The organism is Streptomyces mangrovisoli (assembly GCF_000974985.2).
GTDB classification, from domain to species: Bacteria; Actinomycetota; Actinomycetes; order Streptomycetales; family Streptomycetaceae; genus Streptomyces; species Streptomyces mangrovisoli.
In genome coordinates, this window is the sequence record NZ_LAVA02000003.1 from 47854 (window position 1) to 68003 (window position 20150).

Consider the following 20150-nt stretch of genomic DNA (forward strand, 5'->3'; position numbering starts at 1 on the left):
AGCGTCCCGCAAGAGTTACAGGGGCCGTACGCCCGGTACACAGAATTTGCACGACGGCCTGGGGTACATGTTTGATGACCGGCCCGGTCCGGGCCGACGAGGGTGGCCGACCGGGACCAGGGCTTGCGCTGAGGCTGTAGCGTGGCCGACGGAGAGACCGTGACAACACCGCGCGCACCGCGGGCAGAAACGACGGCGAGGACCGATGGCACAGACGCACAGCGCCCAGGGCCCGTCCGACCCCGAGGCGTCTGGCGGCGGCATGTCTGAAGCGCCTGACTCCTTCGGCAACGGCGGGCTGGTCGGCGACGGCCGTTACCGGCTGACCCATCGGCTCGGCCGGGGTGGCATGGCCGAGGTGTTCGCCGCCGAGGACGTGCGCCTGGGTCGCACCGTCGCGGTCAAGCTGCTCCGCGCGGACCTGGCCGAGGACCCGGTGTCCAAGGCCCGCTTCACGCGCGAGGCGCAGTCGGTGGCCGGTCTCAACCACCACGCGATCGTCGCCGTGTACGACTCCGGCGAGGACGTCGTCGGCGGCCAGTCCGTGCCGTACATCGTGATGGAGCTGGTCGAGGGCCGCACCATCCGCGATCTGCTGATCAACGCCGAGGCGCCGGGCCCCGAGCAGGCCCTGATCATCGTGTCGGGCGTTCTGGAGGCGCTCGCCTACTCGCACCAGCACGGCATCGTGCACCGCGACATCAAGCCGGCCAACGTCATCATCACCAACAACGGCGCGGTCAAGGTGATGGACTTCGGCATCGCCCGCGCCCTGCACGGCGCGTCCACGACGATGACGCAGACCGGCATGGTCATGGGCACCCCGCAGTACCTCTCCCCCGAGCAGGCGCTCGGCAAGGCCGTCGACCACCGCTCCGACCTGTACGCCACGGGCTGTCTGCTCTACGAACTGCTGTCGCTGCGGCCCCCGTTCATCGGCGAGACCCCGCTGTCGGTGGTCTACCAGCATGTCCAGGACGTGCCGGTGCCGCCGTCGCATACCTCGGACGGCCAGTCGCCGCCCGAGCTGGACGGCCTGGTCATGCGCTCCCTCGCCAAGGAGCCCGACGACCGGTTCCAGACCGCCGAGGAGATGCGCGGCCTGGTCCAGTACGCGCTCCAGATGCTCTACGACCAGGGCGGCCACACCGGCACCTGGAACACGGGTCCGGTCACCGTGCACGAGGGCCGGCACACCCCGGCCGCGGGCTTCGCGGGCACGACGGCGATGCCGCACCCCGGCACCCCGCACTCGGGCACCACGCAGATCCCGCAGCCGATCCTGCCCTCCGGGTACGGGGGCGGCGACGACGGCGGCTTCGAGGGCCACGGCAACCGGGGCAGCGGCCGCGGCAAGCTGTGGATCCTCGCCGTGCTCGCGGTGGTCGCCATCGCCGCCGGTGTGGCGCTGGCGCTGAACAACTCCGGTGGCGGGGGCGGGGGTACGGGCACCACGCAGTCGCCGCCCGCCTCGCACTCCACCAAGGAGAACCAGGACACCTCGACGCCGTCCGACGAGGCCACCGACCAGTCCACGGACGACTCGACGGACGACTCCACGGACGACTCGGGCTCGTACTACACGCCGTCCGAGACCCCGTCGGACACGGAGACGCAGAGCGCTCCGACGGAGCCGACGACCAAGCCGACGACCAAGCCGACCACCGCGCAGCCGACCACCCCGACCCCGACCCAGACGGAACCGACCGACACGGACACGTCGCCGGGTACGGACGACGGCGGTGCCGGGGGCGGCGGCGACACGGACGGGGCCGACGGCAACACTTGAAGCCCTGGGCCCTCCTGGGCCCAGGCAACGCCCTGACGCCGTGACGTCAACTTGAGGCGACCGGCTTCACTCTTTCGGGGCCCGCGTCTCAGGCTTCTCGGGGGCGCGCACGCGACCGTGCGCGCCCATCACTCCGTGAACGCCTCGCGCACCGCGTCGTACTCCCGGGTCCACCACACCACCAGCGCCGAGGCGGCCGGGAACTGCGGGTCCGCGCGGGTGTCGCCGCGCTCGTAGTGCCAGCGCAGCATCCAGAAGTCGTTGAGCCGCTCCCACCACACCCGGTGCACGGCCGCGGCCAGCTCCGCGGGCGTGACCCCGGCGGCGCGCCGGTACGCACGGGCGTACGCCCGCACCTTCGGCAGTTCCAGCGCCCCCGCGGGCCGTACGAAGAAGATCGCGGCGGCGCGTACGGCCTCCTCCGCGCGCGGCTGCACGCCGAGCCGGTCCCAGTCGACGATCGCGGCGGGCGCGTCGCCCTTGTAGAGCAGGTTGAACGGGTGGAAGTCGCCGTGCACCCAGCCGACCGGGCCACCGGGCGGCGGCCGCCGCCCGGCGTGCCGTTCCACCAGCTCACGGCGTTCCAGCAGCCGGTGGGCGGCCAGCTCGTCGAAGGAGTCGCGCGGGCGGTGGCGGCGTACCCGGGTCGCCAGCTCGTCGATGAGGGCGAGCGTGCGGGCCGGGTCCGCGCTCTCCACTGGGTGCGGTGCGGTGGCCGGGCGGGTGCGCGCCTTGGGCGGCATCACACGCTCCAGACCGGCGTGTACGGCGCCCAGCAGTGCGCCCAGGCGCACGCACTGGCCGGGGGTGAGCTGGCCGCCGTGGCGGTGCCTGCCGTCGATCCAGGGGTGCAGGGCGTAGGCGTGGCCGCCGACGACGGCGACCGTGCGCCCGTCCCGGCCGGGCAGCGGGGGCGCGACCGGGACGCCCAGGCCGGCCAGGCGCTCGGTGGCGCGGTGCCGGCGCTCGATCGCGGTGGGGTCGGCGGTGTCCGGGTCGAAGTGGTGCTTGAGGAAGTAGCGGCCGCGGGTGGTGCGCAGGTGGTACCCGCGGTTGAGCAGTCCCTGCTCGACGGGTTCCCAGGCCACGGCGGAACCGGCGGAGTACCGGCGGAGCAGGGCGCTCAGAGGGGGCGCGTGGGGCACGAGGGGTGGTACTCCGGAGCGTGGCACGCGCCAGATGCTAGGGCACGGATCGGGGCCGTGAGCTGGGGGTTGTCACAGATGGTCGCGATCGATCACAGACGGTTCGTACGCGTCGGAGGCGGAAGACCGCGGAAGGCCGCGGAAACCCTTACGCGTCGGACGCGCAAGATCACGGAAGGGCCCGTGGCCCCTAGTGCGGCCCCGCCTGAAGCCGCGCCACATACGCCGCCGCCTGCGACCGTCGCTGCATCCCGAGCTTGGCCAGCAGGTGCGAGACGTTGTTCTTGACGGTCTTCTCCGCGAGGTGCAGCCGTTCGCCGATCTGCCGGTTGGTGAGCCCCTCGCCGATCAGTTCGAGGATGTCGTGCTCCCGGTCCGTGAGCCCCGCGAGCGGATCCTCGGCCTCGGCGTCGTGCCGCAGCCGCTCCAGCACGCGCGCGGTGACGGACGGGTCCAGCAGCGAGCGGCCGGCCGCGACGTCCCGTACGGCCGTCACCAGGTCGGTGCCGCGGATCTCCTTGAGCACGTAGCCCGAGGCGCCCGCCGCGATCGCGTCGAACAGGGCTTCGTCGTCGCCGTAGGAGGTCAGCATCAGGCAGCGGATGCCGGCGTCGCGCGCCCGGATCGCGCGGCACACCTCGATACCGCTGCCGTCCGGCAGCCGTACGTCCAGCACCGCCACGTCCGGCCGCGTGGCCGGAATCCGCACCAGGGCGTCGGCCAGTGTGCCGGCCTCGCCCACCACCTCGAGGTCGTCCTCCGCGGAGAGCACATCGTGCACGCCGCGCCGGACCACCTCGTGGTCATCCAGGAGGAATATCCTGATTTTTCCAGTTTGGTGCACTCGATCAGTCTCACATACTGGCTCTTCCCGTGCCCGGGGTGCGCGGGATAACGTGCCGTTGCTCCGGCCTCCTGCAAGGCTGTGACCAGCATCCTTTCCGTCCGTGCCGATTTACTTGGATATCCAAGCAAAATCGCAGGTCAGAGGGGGTTTCACAGAAATGTGGAGCACTGGGTAACGTGAAGCTTGCAGGGCGCTCGCCGGGGCACCTGTCACGCCTGTTCCCGGCCGAGTGGCACCCACCCCGTGCACGGGTGCCGGAACAGGTGAGCCTCCCCTCGCTCTTCGAGCAGGGGACCTCAGGCCACCCGGCAACCCCGGGGGCCGGACCGACGGAGGAGCACACGTGACCGTGGAGAGCACTGCCGCGCGCACATCGCGACGCAGCGCCGGAAGCAAGGCCGGCGCCACCGGCACCAAGCGGGCCGCCGGCACGGCCGCCAAGAAGGCGGCCGCCAAGCAGGGCGCGGCCGCCGAGCCGGAGCTGGTGCAGCTGCTGACGCCCGAGGGCGAGCGGGTCGAGAACGCCGAGTACGACGCGTACGTCGCCGGCATCACCCCCGAGGAGCTCCGCGGTCTCTACCGCGACATGGTGCTCACCCGCCGTTTCGACGCCGAGGCCACCGCCCTCCAGCGCCAGGGCGAGCTGGGCCTGTGGGCCTCGCTGCTCGGCCAGGAGGCCGCCCAGATCGGCTCCGGCCGCGCCACCCGCGAGGACGACTACGTCTTCCCGACCTACCGCGAGCACGGCGTCGCCTGGTGCCGCGGGGTCGACCCGACCAACCTGCTCGGCATGTTCCGCGGCGTGAACCACGGCGGCTGGGACCCGAACAGCAACAACTTCCACCTCTACACCATCGTCATCGGCTCGCAGACGCTGCACGCGACCGGCTACGCGATGGGCATCACCAAGGACGGCGCGGACTCCGCGGTCATCGCCTACTTCGGCGACGGCGCCTCCAGCCAGGGCGACGTGGCGGAGTCCTTCACCTTCTCCGCGGTCTACAACGCGCCCGTGGTGTTCTTCTGCCAGAACAACCAGTGGGCGATCTCCGAGCCCACCGAGAAGCAGACCCGCGTCCCGCTCTACCAGCGCGCCCAGGGCTTCGGCTTCCCCGGCGTCCGGGTCGACGGCAACGACGTGCTCGCCTGCCTCGCGGTCACCAAGTGGGCGCTGGAGCGCGCCCGCAACGGCGAGGGCCCCACCCTCGTCGAGGCGTTCACCTACCGCATGGGCGCCCACACCACCTCCGACGACCCGTCCCGCTACCGCGGCGACGAGGAGCGGGTGGCGTGGGAGGCGAAGGACCCGATCCTGCGCCTGCGCCGGCTGCTGGAGAACGAACACCACACGGACGAGGGATTCTTCGCGGAACTCGAGGTCGAGAGCGAGGCGTTGGGCAAGCGGGTGCGCGAAGCGGTCCGTGCCATGCCCGACCCGGACCGGCTCGCCATCTTCGAGAACGTGTACGCGGACGGGCACGCGCTCGTCGACGAGGAGCGCGCCCAGTTCGCCGCCTACCAGGCGTCGTTCGCGGACGCAGAGGGGGTCTGATCATGGGTACGGAGGCTGTGACCTTCAAGAACATGGCGCTGGCGAAGGCGATCAACGAGTCGCTCAGGCACGCGCTGGACGCGGACCCCAAGGTTCTGGTCATGGGCGAGGACGTCGGCAAGCTCGGCGGCGTCTTCCGGGTGACCGACGGACTCCAGAAGGACTTCGGCGAGAGCCGCGTCATCGACACCCCGCTCGCCGAGTCGGGCATCGTCGGCACCGCCATCGGCCTCGCCCTGCGCGGCTACCGCCCGGTGGTGGAGATCCAGTTCGACGGCTTCGTCTTCCCGGCCTACGACCAGATCGTCACGCAGCTCGCGAAGATGCACGCGCGCTCGCTCGGCAAGGTCAAGATGCCGGTCGTCGTGCGCATCCCCTACGGCGGCGGCATCGGCGCGGTCGAGCACCACTCCGAGTCCCCCGAGTCGCTGTTCGCGCACGTGTCGGGCCTGAAGATCGTCAGCCCGTCCAACGCCTCGGACGCGTACTGGATGATGCAGCAGGCCATCCAGAGCGACGACCCGGTGATCTTCTTCGAGCCCAAGCGGCGCTACTGGGACAAGGGCGACGTCGACACCGAGGCCATCCCCGGCCCGCTGCACAAGGCGCGCGTGGTGCGCGAGGGCAGCGACCTGACGCTCGCCGCGTACGGCCCCATGGTCAAGCTCTGCCAGGAGGTCGCCGACGCGGCCGCCGAGGAGGGCAAGTCCCTGGAGGTCCTGGACCTGCGCTCCATCTCGCCCCTCGACTTCGACTCCATCCAGGCGTCCGTGGAGAAGACGCGCCGCCTGGTCGTCGTCCACGAGGCTCCGGTGTTCTTCGGCTCGGGCGCGGAGATCGCCGCCCGGATCACCGAGCGCTGCTTCTACCACCTGGAGGCCCCGGTGCTCCGGGTCGGCGGCTACCACGCCCCGTACCCGCCGGCGCGTCTGGAGGAGGAGTACCTGCCGGGCCTGGACCGGGTGCTCGACGCCGTCGACCGCGCCCTTGCGTACTGAGGAGAGGGTCGTGACGACGATGACTGAGGCGTCCGTGCGCGAGTTCAAGATGCCCGACGTGGGCGAGGGACTCACCGAGGCCGAGATCCTCAAGTGGTACGTGCAGCCGGGCGACACGGTGACCGACGGCCAGGTGGTGTGCGAGGTCGAGACCGCCAAGGCGGCCGTCGAACTCCCCATCCCCTACGACGGTGTGGTCCGCTCCCTGCACTTCCCCGAGGGCACCACGGTGGACGTGGGCACGGCGATCATCGCGGTCGACGTGAACGGCGGCGCGGCCCCCGAGGCCGCCTCCGAGGCCCCGGCGGCGCAGCCCGCCCCCGAGGAGGCGCCCAAGCGGCAGCCGGTCCTCGTCGGGTACGGCGTGGCCGCGTCCTCCACCAAGCGGCGCGCGCGCAAGGGACCCGAGGTGGCCGTCCCCGCGACCCCGGCGATCCAGGCGGAACTCAACGGCCACGGCACGGCGGCGCCCGCCACGCCGGCCGCTCCCGCGCCGGCCCCGGCCGCCCCCGAGCCGGTCGCCAAGGAGCGCCCGCTGGCCAAGCCGCCGGTGCGCAAGCTGGCCAAGGACCTGGGCGTGGACCTCGCGACGGTCACCCCGTCCGGCCCGGACGGCGTCATCACCCGCGAGGACGTGCACGCGGCGGTGGCCGCTCCGGTGCCCGCGGCCGCCCCGGCCGCCGTTGCTACTGCCGCGGCTCCGGCGGTCGCCGCGAGTCCCGTCGTCGCCTTCGACGCGGCCCGTGAGACCCGCGTGCCGGTCAAGGGCGTCCGCAAGGCGACCGCGACGGCGATGGTCGGCTCGGCGTTCACCGCGCCGCACGTCACGGAGTTCGTGACGGTCGACGTGACCCGCACGATGCGGCTGGTCGAGGAGCTCAAGCAGGACAAGGACCTGCAGGGCCTGCGGGTCAACCCGCTCCTGCTGATCTCCAAGGCCCTGCTGGTCGCCATCAAGCGCAACCCGGACATCAACGCGTCCTGGGACGAGGCGAACCAGGAGATCGTGCTCAAGCACTACGTCAACCTGGGCATCGCCGCGGCCACCCCGCGCGGCCTGATCGTCCCCAACATCAAGGACGCGCACGACAAGACGCTCCCGCAGCTCGCGGAGGCGCTCGGCGAGCTGGTGTCCACGGCACGGGAGGGCAAGACCTCCCCGGCCGCGATGCAGGGCGGCACGGTGACCATCACCAACGTCGGCGTCTTCGGCGTCGACACCGGTACGCCGATCCTCAACCCGGGCGAGTCCGCGATCCTCGCGATCGGCGCGATCAAGCTCCAGCCGTGGGTCCACAAGGGCAAGATCAAGCCGCGTCAGGTCACCACCCTGGCGCTCAGCTTCGACCACCGCCTGGTCGACGGCGAACTCGGCTCGAGGTTCCTGGCGGACGTGGCCGCCGTCCTGGAACAGCCGAGGAAGCTGATCACCTGGGCGTGACGCCCGACCCAGACCCGGAGGGGGCGGCCGCAGCGCGCGACCGCCCCCTCCGGTGTTCCCGATCGCCGTTCGCCCCCTGGGGCCGCTACTGCGGTGCGCCGCCCGGCGTCGCATGCGAGGCGCTGTGGTCGCGCCGCATGTGTTCGTTGATGGTGTCCAGCAGAGTGGAGAGCGTCTCGGCGGTGACCCAGGGCATCGCGCGAGTGAGGCCCGCCCGTGCGTCGGCCGAATCCAGCAGACCGACGAGGGCGGACTGGGCCTCCGATGCGACGGGGCCGAGGAATTCGACGCAGAAGGGATGCTCCGAGTCGATCGCGGCGCCGAGCGCTTCCTCCAGCGACTCGTACTCGTCCGACCCGATCCAGTTGTCGTGGAACCCGCGAAGCATGCGGAAGCGGATGGCGGTGGACCAGTCGCGGGCGGACGGATCGTTCTCCTCCGTCGTGTCCTGCTCGACGGACCGAAGCAGCTTCGCCAGAGTTCGCAGGTAATCGGCGCCGTCCCTGCCCGCGGCGGCACGGCTGAGCTTGGCCGTGAACGCGGGGGGAAGTTCCGCCTCCGACTGGTCGATCAGCGCGGCGGTGAGATCGAGCAGAGCCGTCGCCGTGGTGACAGGACAGAGCCACCGGGCCTCGTTCGACGACCGGACCATCCGTACGAAGGCGGCCAACTCGTCGGGCAAGGAGCGCGTTCCGCCGGACTCCTGGCACAGGACGGCCAGATCCAGAATTCTGTCCGTCGGCCCTCTGTCGAACGCGGACCAGGTGAACGATGCCAAAGCAATTCCCTCCGCGGGATCTATCAGTTCACCGGCATGGAAGTGACAACGGTGAATGGAGGTTCGAGTCCGTCGCGATATCTTAGTACAACCCGGACTTTGTGCGTGTTGCTCGCCTGGGCCCCATCTCCGTGCTGAGCGTAGTCGGAACCGCTGACGGTGGAACCGGTCACCTCATTGAAGGAGAGTTCAATGGGGGGTTGAATCTTTGAATTGTTCGGGTCCCAGCCGGGGTTGTTTCGTTTCCTTCTCTCGACCCTTTCTATCCATTTCTCTATGCGGTCGGCGTTGTTGACGTCATCGAGAGCGGCCTGGGTGAATCTCTGTGCAGAGGGAAGATCCGTGAAGGTCGAGGCGCTGCTGGCGCTGGAGTCGTCCCGGAGTCGCCCTCTGAGCTGGTCGTCGGTCAGGCCGACGTGCTTCTCGATGGAATGTCCGCCGTAGAGTCCTTCATCGCCGGCCAGGTCGATCGGGTAGAAGTGGTTCTTCTCGTCCTGGTCCACGGTGTACTGATGCTCGTTCTTGAAGTCGTTGAGCGAGCGGCTGCCGAAACCTTCGGCCCTGGCTTCTTCCGCTGCGAACGTCGGCGCGCTTCTGAGCGCTTCGTCCAGTTCCCACTCCAGAGCCAGCAAGGTGGCGGCGGCGTCCTGGAACTTCTGCTGGTAGATCTCGACCGCTGCGTCCGCCGCTTCTCGGTCCATGTGCTTGCGGAAGGTCCAGACGAGGGTCGCGAACATCTGAGGGCCGGCGAGTTCAAGTATCTCCAGCGGGTTGCCGCTGGTCAGTTCGTTCACCATTCCCTCGGCGGCCTTCTCGGCGAGGTGGGTGGTGGTTTGGCGGCACGTGCGTGCTACCCCGGCCAGGTCGTTGCAAGCCGTCCGCACGGTGTCCGCGGTGTGCTGCAGAACTTCGAGCAAGGGTCGACGCTGTGTCGGCGCGATGTTCCCTGCAGTGGCCCAACTGCGACCGCCCTGCTGTGTGACCTGACCCTGCGCGTCCCGGGTCTGTCCCCACGGAGTCGTCCCCCAGATGGACTGGCAGAAGGCATTCATCGCGCTCTGCCATTCATTGTTTCCCTGGGGGTTCGTGATGTAGGAGATGGCAGAGGTGAATTCGTCTCCCGCGGCGAGTGCCGTCTTGCCGGCATCTTGCCATGCTCCGGCCATTCCTTTGAGGTGTCCCTCATCGGCACCGGGCGTGATTTCATGAGTCTTGCCCAGATTCAGCCCGTACTCGATGGCAGGTCGAATGGCCCCCGCGAGGAAATCGGGAATCTTTCCCAGTGCCCCTGAAATCGCCCATGAGTCCGCGTCCTGACCGGTTCCCGACCACTTGATGTCGTTGATCTTCCCGTAGTCGGGCGCCTTGTCGATGACTGCGGGCGGTGTGTGACGCGGAGGAGGGCCGTACATTCCGCGCGAAGCCCAGTCGGCCGCTTGGTAGTTGTTGGCGGTCACGGTGAGGCCGACGGAGACGCCACCGACGCTCACCACACTGGCCGCCCAGACCTGTAAGAATTTCTCGGCGATCCGCATATAGGCTGCGGCGAAGGCGTCCGGACCGGATCCGTTGCCCGCCGACTGGCTGTATTGATGGAGAGCGCTCGTCAATGTCGAGGCGCCCTTGTCGTAGTCGAACTGCCCGTCACGTACCACGGCCGACGTGTAGTAAAGGTGCTGCGGCTTCAGCTCGAATCCGCCGCCGGAAGTCGGCGCCGTGGTGTTGAGCCGGTCGCGTTCCCGTCGGCGCTCGGCAGCGCCGGGACGGCTCCCCATCAGGTAGCTCCCCAGCCGCGCAGAACTGCCTGGTGAGCAGCTGCGTAGTTGGTGTGGCCGTTGGTCACATACTCGTGGAGCCACTTCTGGGCCGCCCGGAGATCCTGCGCCGATCGGTCCCACTCATCGAGTTTCTGGACGAAGATCTCGCGGGCCTCGCCCTTCCAGGAAAGGACGACGGGCTCGACACGGTCGTAGAGGTCGTCGAGCGTGACGTCGAGACTCTTGAGGATGTCCTCCAGTTCGCCGGCAAGTTCGCGCAGCGTGCTGAAGGACACCGATATGTCGTCGTCGGCAGGTCTGGATCCGATCGACATGTCACCCCCCGGGCATTGGCACGACGGCCTTGCCGATGTGGTCATTCTACGAAAGCCCCCGGGAACGGCGACGGGCCCGCCGCGGGGTGCGGCGGGCCCGTGCGTGGGTTCGGGTGGGTCAGCCGAGCTTGGCGAAGCCGTAGGTGAGGAGCTTCTTCGCGTCCGACTCGCGCTGGGCGATCGAGGTGGAGGCGAGGACGGTGCCGATGACGGTCTTGCCGTTGCGGGTGGCGGCGAAGACGAGGCAGTACTTGGCCTCGGGGCCGGAGCCGGTCTTCACGCCGATCGTGCCGCTGTAGCTGCTGAGCAGGCCGTTGGTGTTGGTCCACGCGGCCATCGTGCGGGTGGAGCCCGTCTTGGTGATGGTCTTCGCGGTGTACGACTTCGTCTTGACGACGGTGCGGAACGTCGAGTTCTTCATCGCGCTGCTGGCGATCTTCGTCAGGTCACGCGGCGTCGAGTAGTTGTTGCCGTTGCCGATGCCGTCGAAGGAGTCGAAGTGCGTGTGCGTCAGGCCGAGGCTCTTCGCGGCGCTGTTCATCTTGCCGATGAACGACTTCACGCGCGCGGCCCGCGTCGTGCCCGAGCCGTACTTGTCGGCGAGCGCGTAGGCGGCGTCGCAGCCGGACGGCAGCATCAGCCCGTAGAGGAGCTGGCGGACGGTGACCTTGTCGTTGACGATCAGGTGCGCCGAGGAGGCGTTGTTGGCGACGATGTAGTCGCTGTACGCCTTCTGGATCGTGACCTTGGCGTCGAGGTTCAGGTTCGACTGGGCGAGCACGACCTTGGCGGTCATGATCTTCGTGGTGGAACCCGTGGAGAGTTCCGTGTCGGCCTTCTTCGTGAACAGCGAGGTGCCGGTCGCGTTGTTCATCACGTAGCCGCCCTTGGCCACGATGGTGGGCGTCGTGACGGCCTGCGCGGGCGCCGCGGCGAAGGCTCCGCCGGCGAGCATCGCGCCGGACGTGACGGCGACGGCCGCGGCCCTGCGGAGGCGGGTGCCCTTGAGAGCAGTAATCAAAGTGAGATACCCCGATTGTCTGTAATGCCCCTGAAAGTGCGGCCAAGTTGAGGTGGCATGAAAGTGGGGCCGCACGTGTGTGACACGTAAGTAGCACAGAAGGTTGTGCGATCGCTGAGGGAAAATCTCGGAAATCCGATGTCGGTGCGACCATCCGACGAACCGCCCGACGAGTCGCCCTCGTCCGCATCTCGGACGACCGCCCGTCGTGCACACGTGTTGTATCTATGCTGTGCACATGGCCTCAGCCCCACCCGTCAACTCCCCGACGCTCAAACGCCCGCCCGCCGCCGAACGCGTCTACGCCCACGTCAAGCAGGGCGTCCTCGACCGCCGCTACGAGGGCGGCACCCTGCTCACCGAAGGGGAGCTCGCCGAGGCCGTGGGCGTCTCGCGCACCCCCGTGCGCGAGGCCCTGCTGCGGCTGGAGGTGGAGGGCCTGCTCCGGCTCTACCCGAAGAAGGGCGCCCTCGTACTGCCCGTCTCCGCGCAGGAGATCGCCGACGTGGTCGAGACCCGGCAGCTCGTCGAGACGCACGCGGCGCGCAAGGCCGTCCCCGCGCCCCCCGCGCTCCTCGAGCGCCTGGAGGAACTGCTGCTGCGGCAGAAGGAACAGGCCGCCGCGGGCGACCTGGCCGCGGCGGCGGTCACCGACCGCTGCTTCCACGCCGAGATCGTCCGCAACGGCGGCAACGAGATCCTCTCCCGCCTCTACGACCAGCTCCGCGACCGCCAGCTCAGGATGGGCGTCGCCGTGATGCACTCCCACCCCGACCGCATCGCCAAGACGCTCACCGAGCACGAGGAGATCCTCCGGGCGCTGCGCGCCGGCGACGCGGAGGCCGCCGTCGAGGTCGTGCACCGGCACGTGAGCTGGTTCTCGCACCTCGCGCGGGGTGAGGTCCGATGAGCAACACCACCCTTCCGGGGGACCCGCCCGGCGGCCGCCGGGCGGTCGCCGTCTGGAGCATCGGCGTCACCGTCTACTTCGTCGCCGTCATCTTCCGCACCTCGCTGGGCGTCGCCGGCCTCGACGCGGCCGACCGCTTCCACGTGGGCGCCTCCGCGCTGTCCACCTTCTCCATCCTCCAGCTGCTCGTGTACGCCGGAATGCAGATACCGGTGGGCCTGCTCGTCGACCGCCTCGGCACCAAGAAGGTGCTGAGCATCGGTGCCGTGCTGTTCACGGCGGGTCAGGTGGGCTTCGCCTTCTCCCCGTCGTACGGCACCGCCCTCGCCTCGCGCGCCCTGCTCGGCTGCGGCGACGCGATGACCTTCATCAGCGTGCTGCGGCTGGGCACCCGCTGGTTCCCCGCCCGGCGCGGTCCGCTCGTCGCGCAGCTCGCCGGTCTGGCCGGCATGGCCGACAACCTCGTCTCCACGCTGGTGATCGCCCGGCTGCTGCACGGCCTCGGCTGGACGGCCGCGTTCGCCGGCAGCGCGGTCGCCGGAGCGGTCGCCCTCGTGCTGGTGCTGCTGTTCCTCAAGGACCACCCGGAGGGCCACGAGCCCGAGCCGCTGCCGCACCGGGGCGCCGCGTACGTCCGCCGGCAGATCGCCGCGTCCTGGCGCGAGCCGGGCACCCGGCTCGGCATGTGGGTGCACTTCACCACGCAGTTCCCGGCGATGGTGTTCCTGCTGCTGTGGGGCCTGCCGTTCCTGGTTCAGGCGCAGGGCCTCAGCCGCGCCACCGCCGGTGAGCTGCTGACCCTGGTCGTGCTCTGCAACATGGCCGTGGGACTCGTCTACGGCCAGGTCGTCGCCCGGCACCACGCGGCGCGGCTGCCGCTGGCGCTCGGCACGGTCGCGGCGACCGCGGTGCTGTGGGCGGCGACACTGGCGTATCCCGGCGGGCACGACCCCATGTGGCTGCTGATCACGCTGTGCGCGGTGCTCGGCGCGTGCGGTCCGGCCTCGATGCTCGGGTTCGACTTCGCCCGGCCCGCCAACCCGCCGGAGCGGCAGGGCACGGCGTCCGGGATCACCAACATGGGCGGCTTCGTCGCCTCGATGACCACGCTCTTCGCGATCGGCGTGCTGCTGGACTCGACCGGCGACGACTACGCGATCGCCTTCTCCGCCGTGTTCGTGCTCCAGGCGGTGGGCGTCAGCCAGATCCTGCGGCTGCGCGCCCGGGCGGCGCGCAGGGAACGGGAGCGGCTGGTCGCGAGCCGCGTCGAGACGGTGCACGTACCGGCCTAGGGGGCGTTTCGAAAGTCCCGCACAGCACCCACGGCGCCCGGCACGCACTCTCGCCGCACCGGCCGAAAGCCCGAGTACGTCCAGTACGAGGGCTTTCGGCCGGCACGCCGAGAGCACGCACCGGACACCGCGGGCACCGCACCGGACTTTCGAAACACCCCCTAGCGCCGGCCGGGTGGCGGGGGCCGCCGTGCTCCCCGCCCCGCCTGGCTCCGCGCGACGGGTCGGGCCCGCCGCCCTACGACGCGCCCGCCGCTACTTGGTGACCGTGAAGTTGCGCAGGATCGCCGACGTCAGCTGCGGGTCGCCCTCCGCCTTCACCCGGTCCGCGACGGCCTCCGCGGTGACCCGGCCGCACGCCAGGAGGACGAAGGTCTCCCAGTCGAGGGTGAAGGTTGCGGCGGGCCCGAGCGCGGGGGCCGTCTCCAGCGTGCCGCGGCCCTGGATGTCGACGCGGATCGTGCGCAGGAACTCCACCGGCCCGTGCACGTCGAGGACGATCGCCGAGCTGCGCGGCGCCTTGGCCTGTTCCGCGACCACGCGGGGCATCTCGTCCAGCAGCCAGTCGCGCGCGATGTGCGCGCCAGGCGTGTCGAGACCGCCCGGACGGCCCAGGGTGGCGCGCAGATCCTGCTCGTGCACCCAGATGTCGAACGCCCGGTAGCGCATGGCGTCCTCGAGGGTGACCTCGGCGCCGAGCGGGCCGCGCACCTTGGTGCCCGGGTCGCGCGACTCGTTGCGCAGCTGGCGGTTGCGGCGGATGACCGTGTACTCCAGCTCCGCCGTCATCTCCGGCGCCGTGTGGTGCCGGCGCACGTCGACCTGCATCTCCATGTAGCGCTGGTGCTCGTTGGTGACGTGGTAGAGGTCGCGGGGGAGGGTGTGGATGGGTCGCGGGTCGCCCAGCATCTCGCAGTCCAGGCCGATGACATGCGACACCATGTCGCGCACCGACCAGCCGGGGCAGGGGGTCCGGCGGTTCCACTCACCCTCCGCGAGCGGGCCCACCAGCTCGGATATCGCTTCGATGGAGTGGGTCCAGGCGTCGGCGTAGGGCTGGAGGGTGGGATGCAGACTCACGGAACGGGACCCCTCGGCGGTCGGAACTCGGGCAGTTTGTGGCGTCGATGCCAGCGGAGGTGGGGGCAGTCGGCGGGCGTCTCGGATCTCCCCCGAGCTCTTGGTTCGCTCGAACAGGGGGGACCCCCAAGTTACGCTGCTGTGAGGCACCCCGGCAGTGCTTTCGTGTGACGATCGTAGGCCCGTGTGGACGGCTCGAATGCCAGGACGGTGGTAGTGTGCGCTCCTCGCTGATCCAGATCGCCGTGAACGAGGACGAATCGGTCCAAGAGCGCCGACGGCGGGTCGCGTCGCTGGTGCGGGAACGGGCCGGTGCGGCGGACCTCGTCGTCCTGCCCGAGCTGTGGACCACGGGCGCCTTCGCCTACGAGCGGTTCGGGTCCGAGGCCGAGCCGCTGGACGGGCCGACGTACGAGGCCATGGCCAAGGCGGCGAGCGACGCGGGCGTCTGGCTGCACGCCGGGTCGATCCCCGAGCGGGACCCCGACGGCCCCCTCTACAACACCTCCCTGGTGTTCTCGCCCTCCGGCGACCTCGCCGCCGCCTACCGCAAGATCCACCGCTTCGGCTTCGACAAGGGCGAGGCGGTGATGATGGGCGCGGGCGAGGAACTGGTGACGGTCCGCCTGCCGGAGACCGTGCTCGGTCTGGGCACCTGTTACGACCTCCGTTTCCCCGAACTCTTCCGTGGGCTCGTCGACGCGGGCGCCGAGACGCTGGTCCTGCCGGCGGGCTGGCCGGAGCGCCGCCGCGAGCACTGGACGCTGCTGGCCCGGGCGCGGGCGGTGGAGAACCAGGCGTTCGTGCTCGCCTGTGGAACGGCCGGGACGCACGCCCGGGTTCCCCAGGCGGGTCACTCGATCGTGGTGGATCCGTGGGGTCAGGTGCTGGCGGAGGCCGGGCCCGACGAGGAGGTCCTCACGGTGGAGTTCGAACCGGGCCAGGTCGCCCAGACCCGCGAGCTCTTCCCGGCCCTCAAGGACCGGATGCTGGGCCTGGCCCCACCGCGCCGCTGACGGCAGCCCGGTGACGCGGGCCGGCAGCCCGGTGACGCGGGCCGCCCGGTCCATCACCCTGCCCGGTCCATCACCCTGCCCGGTCCGCGACCCTGCCCGGTCCGCGACCCCACTCGGTCCACCGCCCTGCCAGGTCCACCGCCCCGCTCAGTCGACCACCCCCCGCTCCCGCTCCGCCAGATGGATCACGCACACCGCCACCGCGATCAGCAGCGCCGGGTCCGCGTCCTCCCGTACGACATCCACGCCGTACGTCTCCCGCACGTGCAGCCAGCGGCGGGAGATGACGGCGAGGAGCTCGCCGTCGTACTCCACCGCGAACTCGCGGTCGAGGATCTTGCCGCTGACGTCCAGCTCCGTGCCGTCCACCAGCACCACCCGGTAGTGGTTGCGCAGCAGCGACAGCCGCTTGCGCCGGATGGTCGCCAGGGCCTCGCCGCCCCGCTCGACCACCATCGTGTCGCGCAGCGCGAACATCTTCTTGTGGATGTCGATCAGGACCCGGCCGCGGACGTCCTTCAGCTCGAAGGTGTCCCGCAGCCGCATCGCCTTGCCGTCGACGAGGAAGACCTTCTCGCCGTGCTCGTCCTCGATCCAGTAGTCCTCGCCGATGCCGAGGAGCCGGTCGCGTACCAGGAATCTCATACCGGGAGCCCTTCCCTGGGCGCCGCTCCGAAACGCCGCCGGTAGGCCGACGGGCTGAGTCCGGTCTCCCGGCGCAGCCGCGCCCGCAGGTTGGCGGCGCTGCCGAGACCGCTGCGCGCGGCGACCACGTCCAGCCGTTCCTCCCCGCGCTCGATCAGTCGGCAGGCCAGCGCAACCCGTTCCCCCGTCAGCCAGGCCAGCGGGGTGGTGCCGAGCTGGGCGCGGAACCGGCGGTGCAGGGTCGCGGGCGAGACGCACGCGCGCGTGGCGAGGCCGCTCACGGTCAGCGGCTCGTCCAGCCGCCCGAGCGCCCACTCCAGCAGCGGCCCGAGCGAGGCGTCCGGCACCTCGGGCAGCGGGCGCTCGACGAACTGGCGCTGCCCGCCGTCCCGGTGGGAGGCGAACACGAGCCGCCGGGAGACGGCGTTGGCCAGCTCCGCGCCGTGGTCCCGGCGCCAGATGTGCAGCCCCAGGTCGAGCGCGGCCGCGCTGCCCGACGCGGTCAGGACGTCGCCGTCGTCGGTGAACAGGACGTCCGGCTCCAGCAGCACCTGCGGGTGCAGCCGCCGGAACTGCCCGGCCCAGCGCCAGTGCGTGGTCGCCGGGCGGCCGTCCAGCAGGCCCGCCTCGGCGAGCGCGAAGGTGCCGGTGCAGAAGCTCACCACGCGCGCGCCCCGCGCGTGCGCGCGCCGGATCGCCGCGAGGACGTCCGCGCCGCGCGGCACCACGTTGTCCGGGCGGCCCGGCACGACGAGCGTGTCCGCGTCGTCCACCGTCTCCAGCCCCGCCACGCCGGTGAGCGTGAAGAAGCCGTGGTTCATCCGCACCTCGGGCTCGGGCGCGCACAGCGTCACCTCGTACAGCGGCCCCGGCAGACCCAGTTCGGGCCGCGGCAGCCCGAACAGCTCGGTGGCGACGCCGACTTCGAAGGGGTTGGTGCCGGTGTCGACGATCACGGCGACCCGGTGCGCGCGCGGCGCCGACGCCGCCTTCCCCGGTTGCGAGAATCCTTGCGCCATATGCGATTTCTAGCACTCGTGCGCGGCGGCCGTACGCCCGACGATGACGGCATGAGCAGCGAACCGATCTCCCTGGACACCGCCCTGGCCTCCTTCACCGAGCGGTGGAGCCCCCGCATCGTCACGGCCGTCAACGACTACGACGTCCGCGTAGCCAAGGTCGAGGGCGAGCACGTCTGGCACGCGCACGACCACACCGACGAGTTCTTCCTCGTCGTCGACGGCGAACTCCACATCCACCTGCGGGAGCCGGCCGGGGAGCGCACGGTGGTCCTGCCGAAGGGCTCCGTCTTCACCGTCCCCCGCGGCACCGAACACAAGCCCTACGCGCCCGTGCCCACCGCCCTCCTCCTCCTGGAACCCACCGGCACCCTCACGGTCGGCGACCGCCACGACGCCGTACCGGCCCACGTGGACGCGACCACCGGACACGCGCTGAACGGGTTGTCGGTGCCGGGTGGCACCCTGGACGCATGAGCCACTCCGCACCCCGACGTGTCCGAGTCCGCGCCCCCGAACTGATCGGCAAGGGCGGTTGGCTGAACACGGGCGGCACGCAGTACACCCTGTCCGACCTGCGCGGACGCATTGTGATCTTGGACTTCTGGACCTTCTGCTGCATCAACTGTCTGCATGTCCTGGACGAGTTGCGCGAGCTGGAGGAGAAGCACCGGGACACGGTGGTGGTGGTCGGGGTGCATTCGCCGAAGTTCGTGCACGAGGCGGAGCACGCGGCGGTCGTCGACGCCGTCGAGCGGTACGGCGTGGAGCACCCCGTGCTCGACGATCCGGAGCTCGCGACCTGGAAGCAGTACGCGGTGCGGGCCTGGCCGACGCTCGTGGTGATCGACCCGGAGGGGTACGTCGTCGCGCAGCACGCGGGCGAGGGCCATGTGCACGCCATCGAGCGGCTGGTGGCGGAGCTGGAGACGGAGCACGCGGCGAAGGGCACCCTGCGCCGCGGCGACGGGCCGTACGTGCCGCCGGAGCCGGAGCCGACGGCGCTGCGCTTCCCCGGCAAGGCGCTGGCGCTGCCCGGCGGTGGCTTCCTGGTCAGCGACACCACCCGGCACCAGCTGGTGGAGCTGGCCGAGGACGGGGAGAGCGTGGTGCGCCGGATCGGGTCCGGGGAGCGCGGCTTCACCGACGGACCGGCGGTGTCGGCCGCGTTCAGCGAGCCGCAGGGTGTCGCGCTGCTGGACGACGGCTCGGTGGTCGTCGCCGACACGGTCAATCACGCGCTGCGCCGCCTGGACCTGGCCTCGGGGGAGGTCACCACGCTCGCCGGGACCGGCCGGCAGTGGTGGCAGGGCTCGCCCACCTCGGGTCCGGCGCGCGAGGTCGACCTGTCCTCGCCGTGGGACGTGGCCGTCTTCGGCGGCCGGGTGTGGATCGCGATGGCGGGCGTGCACCAGTTGTGGGCGTACGACCCCGCCGACGCGACCGTCGCGGTCACCGCGGGCACCACCAACGAGGGGCTCGTGGACGGACCGGGCGACCAGGCGTGGTTCGCCCAGCCCTCGGGGCTCGCGGCGGCCGAGGACCGGCTGTGGGTCGCCGACTCCGAGACGTCGGCGCTGCGCTGGGTGGACCGCGAGGGCGCCGTGCACACCGCCGTCGGCACCGGCCTGTTCGACTTCGGGCACCGTGACGGCGCGGCCGGTCAGGCCCTGCTCCAGCATCCGCTCGGGGTGACCGTGCTGCCGGACGGCTCGGTCGCCGTCAGCGACACCTACAACCACGCGCTGCGCCGCTACGACCCCGCGACCGGCGAGGTCGGCACGCTGGCCACGGATCTGCGGGAGCCGAGCGACGCCGTCGTCGTCGGCGAGGACATCGTGGTCGTCGAGTCGGCGCGGCACCGGCTGACCCGGCTCAGGCTGCCCGAGGAGGCGGTGCGGGTCGAGGCGGTCGCGCACCGCACGCGGCGCGCGGCGACCGAGGTGGCGCCGGGCCGGCTGCGGCTCGACGTGATCTTCCAGGCCCCCGCGGGCCAGAAGCTGGACACGCGCTACGGCCCCTCGACCCGGCTGCTGGTCTCCTCGACGCCGCCGGAGCTGCTGCGGTCGGGCGAGGGCGCGGGCACCGATCTCGCGCGTGAGCTGGAGCTGGACCCCGCGTTCGGCGAGGGCGTGCTGCATGTGTCGGCGATGGCCGCGTCCTGCGACGACGATCCTGCCAACGAGTACCCCGCCTGCCATGTGCACCAGCAGGACTGGGGTGTTCCGGTCCGCCTCGTGCGGGGCGGGGCGGACCGGCTGCCCCTGGTCCTGGCCGGCATGGACGACCAGGACGCCTGAAACGAGGCTTCCCCGCGGAGGCGCCTGAAGGAGGGCGCCTCGCGGACCGCGGTCAGCGGCGGCGCGGGCGCGGCGCCAGCTTGAACACGGCGATCCCGGCGGCCACGAGGGTGGTGGCCGCCACCATCATCGCCATGCTGTTCATCCACAGGCCCGTGGCGGCCAGCGTGGCACCCCCGGCGCCCGTGGTGCCGGCGCCGATCACTCGTCCGTACATGTCTGTCT

General features: G+C 70.9%; 19 protein-coding genes. 9 read left to right on the top strand and 10 right to left on the bottom strand.

Annotation, left to right across the window (positions count from 1 at the left end; all coding sequences use genetic code 11):
* Positions 1 to 205 precede the first annotated feature (205 nt).
* Positions 206 to 1789 (top strand): protein kinase domain-containing protein, encoded by a 1584-nt coding sequence (locus WN71_RS01275; RefSeq protein ID WP_046581271.1) that lies wholly within the window; start codon positions 206 to 208, stop codon positions 1787 to 1789.
* A 128-nt stretch (positions 1790 to 1917) separates the two neighbouring features.
* Here WN71_RS01275 and WN71_RS01280 read toward each other — a convergent pair whose 3' ends face one another.
* Both WN71_RS01280 and WN71_RS01285 read right to left on the bottom strand, forming a co-directional pair.
* A complete protein-coding gene (locus WN71_RS01280; protein WP_206299997.1) occupies positions 1918 to 2934 on the bottom strand; it encodes a phosphotransferase in 1017 nt (338 codons plus the stop codon).
* Positions 2935 to 3124: 190 nt separating this feature from the next.
* On the bottom strand, positions 3125 to 3778 hold the full coding sequence (locus tag WN71_RS01285; RefSeq protein WP_046581273.1) for a response regulator: 654 nt from the start codon (positions 3776 to 3778) through the stop codon (positions 3125 to 3127).
* 346 nt (positions 3779 to 4124) lie between these two features.
* Here WN71_RS01285 and pdhA point away from each other — a divergent pair, with 346 nt between their 5' ends.
* Genes pdhA through WN71_RS01300 form a run of 3 tightly spaced genes read left to right on the top strand, consistent with a single transcriptional unit; the run spans position 4125 to position 7772 of the window.
* Positions 4125 to 5333: a pyruvate dehydrogenase (acetyl-transferring) E1 component subunit alpha gene (gene pdhA / locus WN71_RS01290; RefSeq protein ID WP_046581274.1), complete on the top strand. Its 1209-nt coding sequence runs from the start codon at positions 4125 to 4127 to the stop codon at positions 5331 to 5333.
* 2 nt (positions 5334 to 5335) lie between these two features.
* On the top strand, positions 5336 to 6331 hold the full coding sequence (locus WN71_RS01295) for an alpha-ketoacid dehydrogenase subunit beta (RefSeq protein WP_046581276.1): 996 nt from the start codon (positions 5336 to 5338) through the stop codon (positions 6329 to 6331).
* A gap of 10 nt (positions 6332 to 6341) precedes the next feature.
* On the top strand, positions 6342 to 7772 hold the full coding sequence (locus WN71_RS01300; protein WP_046581278.1) for a dihydrolipoamide acetyltransferase family protein: 1431 nt from the start codon (positions 6342 to 6344) through the stop codon (positions 7770 to 7772).
* Between the two features lie 85 nt (positions 7773 to 7857).
* Here WN71_RS01300 and WN71_RS01305 read toward each other — a convergent pair whose 3' ends face one another.
* The 4 genes from WN71_RS01305 to WN71_RS01320 form a co-directional block, all read right to left on the bottom strand.
* The gene (locus WN71_RS01305) at positions 7858 to 8550 is read right to left on the bottom strand and encodes a hypothetical protein (protein ID WP_046581279.1); all 693 of its coding nucleotides are present in this window, start codon (positions 8548 to 8550) and stop codon (positions 7858 to 7860) included.
* Positions 8551 to 8573: 23 nt separating this feature from the next.
* Entirely contained in the window at positions 8574 to 10325 is a 1752-nt protein-coding gene (locus WN71_RS42480; protein ID WP_240529528.1) for an RNase A-like domain-containing protein, read from the bottom strand.
* Positions 10325 to 10642: a WXG100 family type VII secretion target gene (locus tag WN71_RS01315; protein ID WP_046581280.1), complete on the bottom strand. Its 318-nt coding sequence runs from the start codon at positions 10640 to 10642 to the stop codon at positions 10325 to 10327. Before WN71_RS01315 ends, WN71_RS42480 begins: the two co-directional genes overlap by 1 nt.
* 118 nt (positions 10643 to 10760) lie before the next feature.
* Complete coding sequence (locus WN71_RS01320) at positions 10761 to 11663, bottom strand: D-alanyl-D-alanine carboxypeptidase family protein (RefSeq protein WP_046581282.1); 903 nt, start codon at positions 11661 to 11663, stop codon at positions 10761 to 10763.
* A gap of 238 nt (positions 11664 to 11901) precedes the next feature.
* Here WN71_RS01320 and WN71_RS01325 point away from each other — a divergent pair, with 238 nt between their 5' ends.
* Both WN71_RS01325 and WN71_RS01330 read left to right on the top strand, forming a co-directional pair.
* On the top strand, positions 11902 to 12573 hold the full coding sequence (locus tag WN71_RS01325; RefSeq protein WP_046581594.1) for a GntR family transcriptional regulator: 672 nt from the start codon (positions 11902 to 11904) through the stop codon (positions 12571 to 12573).
* A complete protein-coding gene (locus tag WN71_RS01330; RefSeq protein WP_046581284.1) occupies positions 12570 to 13865 on the top strand; it encodes an MFS transporter in 1296 nt (431 codons plus the stop codon). The genes WN71_RS01325 and WN71_RS01330 overlap by 4 nt, the downstream gene beginning before the upstream one ends.
* Positions 13866 to 14120: 255 nt before the next feature.
* Here WN71_RS01330 and WN71_RS01335 read toward each other — a convergent pair whose 3' ends face one another.
* Positions 14121 to 14945, bottom strand: a complete 825-nt coding sequence (locus WN71_RS01335; RefSeq protein WP_046581285.1) for a maleylpyruvate isomerase family mycothiol-dependent enzyme — start codon at positions 14943 to 14945, stop codon at positions 14121 to 14123.
* Positions 14946 to 15163: 218 nt separating this feature from the next.
* Between WN71_RS01335 and WN71_RS01340 the strand changes: the two genes are divergently transcribed.
* Positions 15164 to 15961 (top strand): carbon-nitrogen family hydrolase, encoded by a 798-nt coding sequence (locus WN71_RS01340; protein ID WP_046581286.1) that lies wholly within the window; start codon positions 15164 to 15166, stop codon positions 15959 to 15961.
* Positions 15962 to 16108: 147 nt separating this feature from the next.
* Here the strand turns inward: WN71_RS01340 and WN71_RS01345 are convergent, their stop codons facing one another.
* Positions 16109 to 16606, bottom strand: a complete 498-nt coding sequence (locus tag WN71_RS01345; RefSeq protein ID WP_046581289.1) for an LURP-one-related/scramblase family protein — start codon at positions 16604 to 16606, stop codon at positions 16109 to 16111.
* Entirely contained in the window at positions 16603 to 17625 is a 1023-nt protein-coding gene (locus tag WN71_RS01350) for a GlxA family transcriptional regulator (protein WP_046581292.1), read from the bottom strand. Before WN71_RS01350 ends, WN71_RS01345 begins: the two co-directional genes overlap by 4 nt.
* A gap of 51 nt (positions 17626 to 17676) precedes the next feature.
* Between WN71_RS01350 and WN71_RS01355 the strand changes: the two genes are divergently transcribed.
* Both WN71_RS01355 and WN71_RS01360 read left to right on the top strand, forming a co-directional pair.
* Positions 17677 to 18102 (top strand): cupin domain-containing protein, encoded by a 426-nt coding sequence (locus WN71_RS01355; RefSeq protein WP_046581294.1) that lies wholly within the window; start codon positions 17677 to 17679, stop codon positions 18100 to 18102.
* Complete coding sequence (locus WN71_RS01360; protein WP_046581295.1) at positions 18099 to 19925, top strand: NHL domain-containing thioredoxin family protein; 1827 nt, start codon at positions 18099 to 18101, stop codon at positions 19923 to 19925. Before WN71_RS01355 ends, WN71_RS01360 begins: the two co-directional genes overlap by 4 nt.
* 52 nt (positions 19926 to 19977) lie before the next feature.
* Here the strand turns inward: WN71_RS01360 and WN71_RS41705 are convergent, their stop codons facing one another.
* On the bottom strand, positions 19978 to 20142 hold the full coding sequence (locus tag WN71_RS41705; protein ID WP_167382888.1) for a hypothetical protein: 165 nt from the start codon (positions 20140 to 20142) through the stop codon (positions 19978 to 19980).
* Positions 20143 to 20150 lie beyond the last annotated feature (8 nt).

Excerpts from the sequence above, each read along its gene's own strand:
- WN71_RS01275 (WP_046581271.1), top strand. The coding sequence starts at position 206 with ATGGCACAGACGCACAGCGCCCAGGGCCCGTCCGACCCCGAGGCGTCT.
- WN71_RS01315 (WP_046581280.1), bottom strand. The coding sequence starts at position 10,642 with ATGTCGATCGGATCCAGACCTGCCGACGACGACATATCGGTGTCCTTC.
- WN71_RS01360 (WP_046581295.1), top strand. The coding sequence starts at position 18,099 with ATGAGCCACTCCGCACCCCGACGTGTCCGAGTCCGCGCCCCCGAACTG.
- WN71_RS01350 (WP_046581292.1), bottom strand. The coding sequence starts at position 17,625 with ATGGCGCAAGGATTCTCGCAACCGGGGAAGGCGGCGTCGGCGCCGCGC.
- WN71_RS42480 (WP_240529528.1), bottom strand. The coding sequence starts at position 10,325 with ATGGGGAGCCGTCCCGGCGCTGCCGAGCGCCGACGGGAACGCGACCGG.
- WN71_RS01295 (WP_046581276.1), top strand. The coding sequence starts at position 5,336 with ATGGGTACGGAGGCTGTGACCTTCAAGAACATGGCGCTGGCGAAGGCG.
- WN71_RS01330 (WP_046581284.1), top strand. The coding sequence starts at position 12,570 with ATGAGCAACACCACCCTTCCGGGGGACCCGCCCGGCGGCCGCCGGGCG.
- WN71_RS01355 (WP_046581294.1), top strand. The coding sequence starts at position 17,677 with ATGAGCAGCGAACCGATCTCCCTGGACACCGCCCTGGCCTCCTTCACC.
- WN71_RS41705 (WP_167382888.1), bottom strand. The coding sequence starts at position 20,142 with ATGTACGGACGAGTGATCGGCGCCGGCACCACGGGCGCCGGGGGTGCC.
- WN71_RS01345 (WP_046581289.1), bottom strand. The coding sequence starts at position 16,606 with ATGAGATTCCTGGTACGCGACCGGCTCCTCGGCATCGGCGAGGACTAC.
- WN71_RS01325 (WP_046581594.1), top strand. The coding sequence starts at position 11,902 with ATGGCCTCAGCCCCACCCGTCAACTCCCCGACGCTCAAACGCCCGCCC.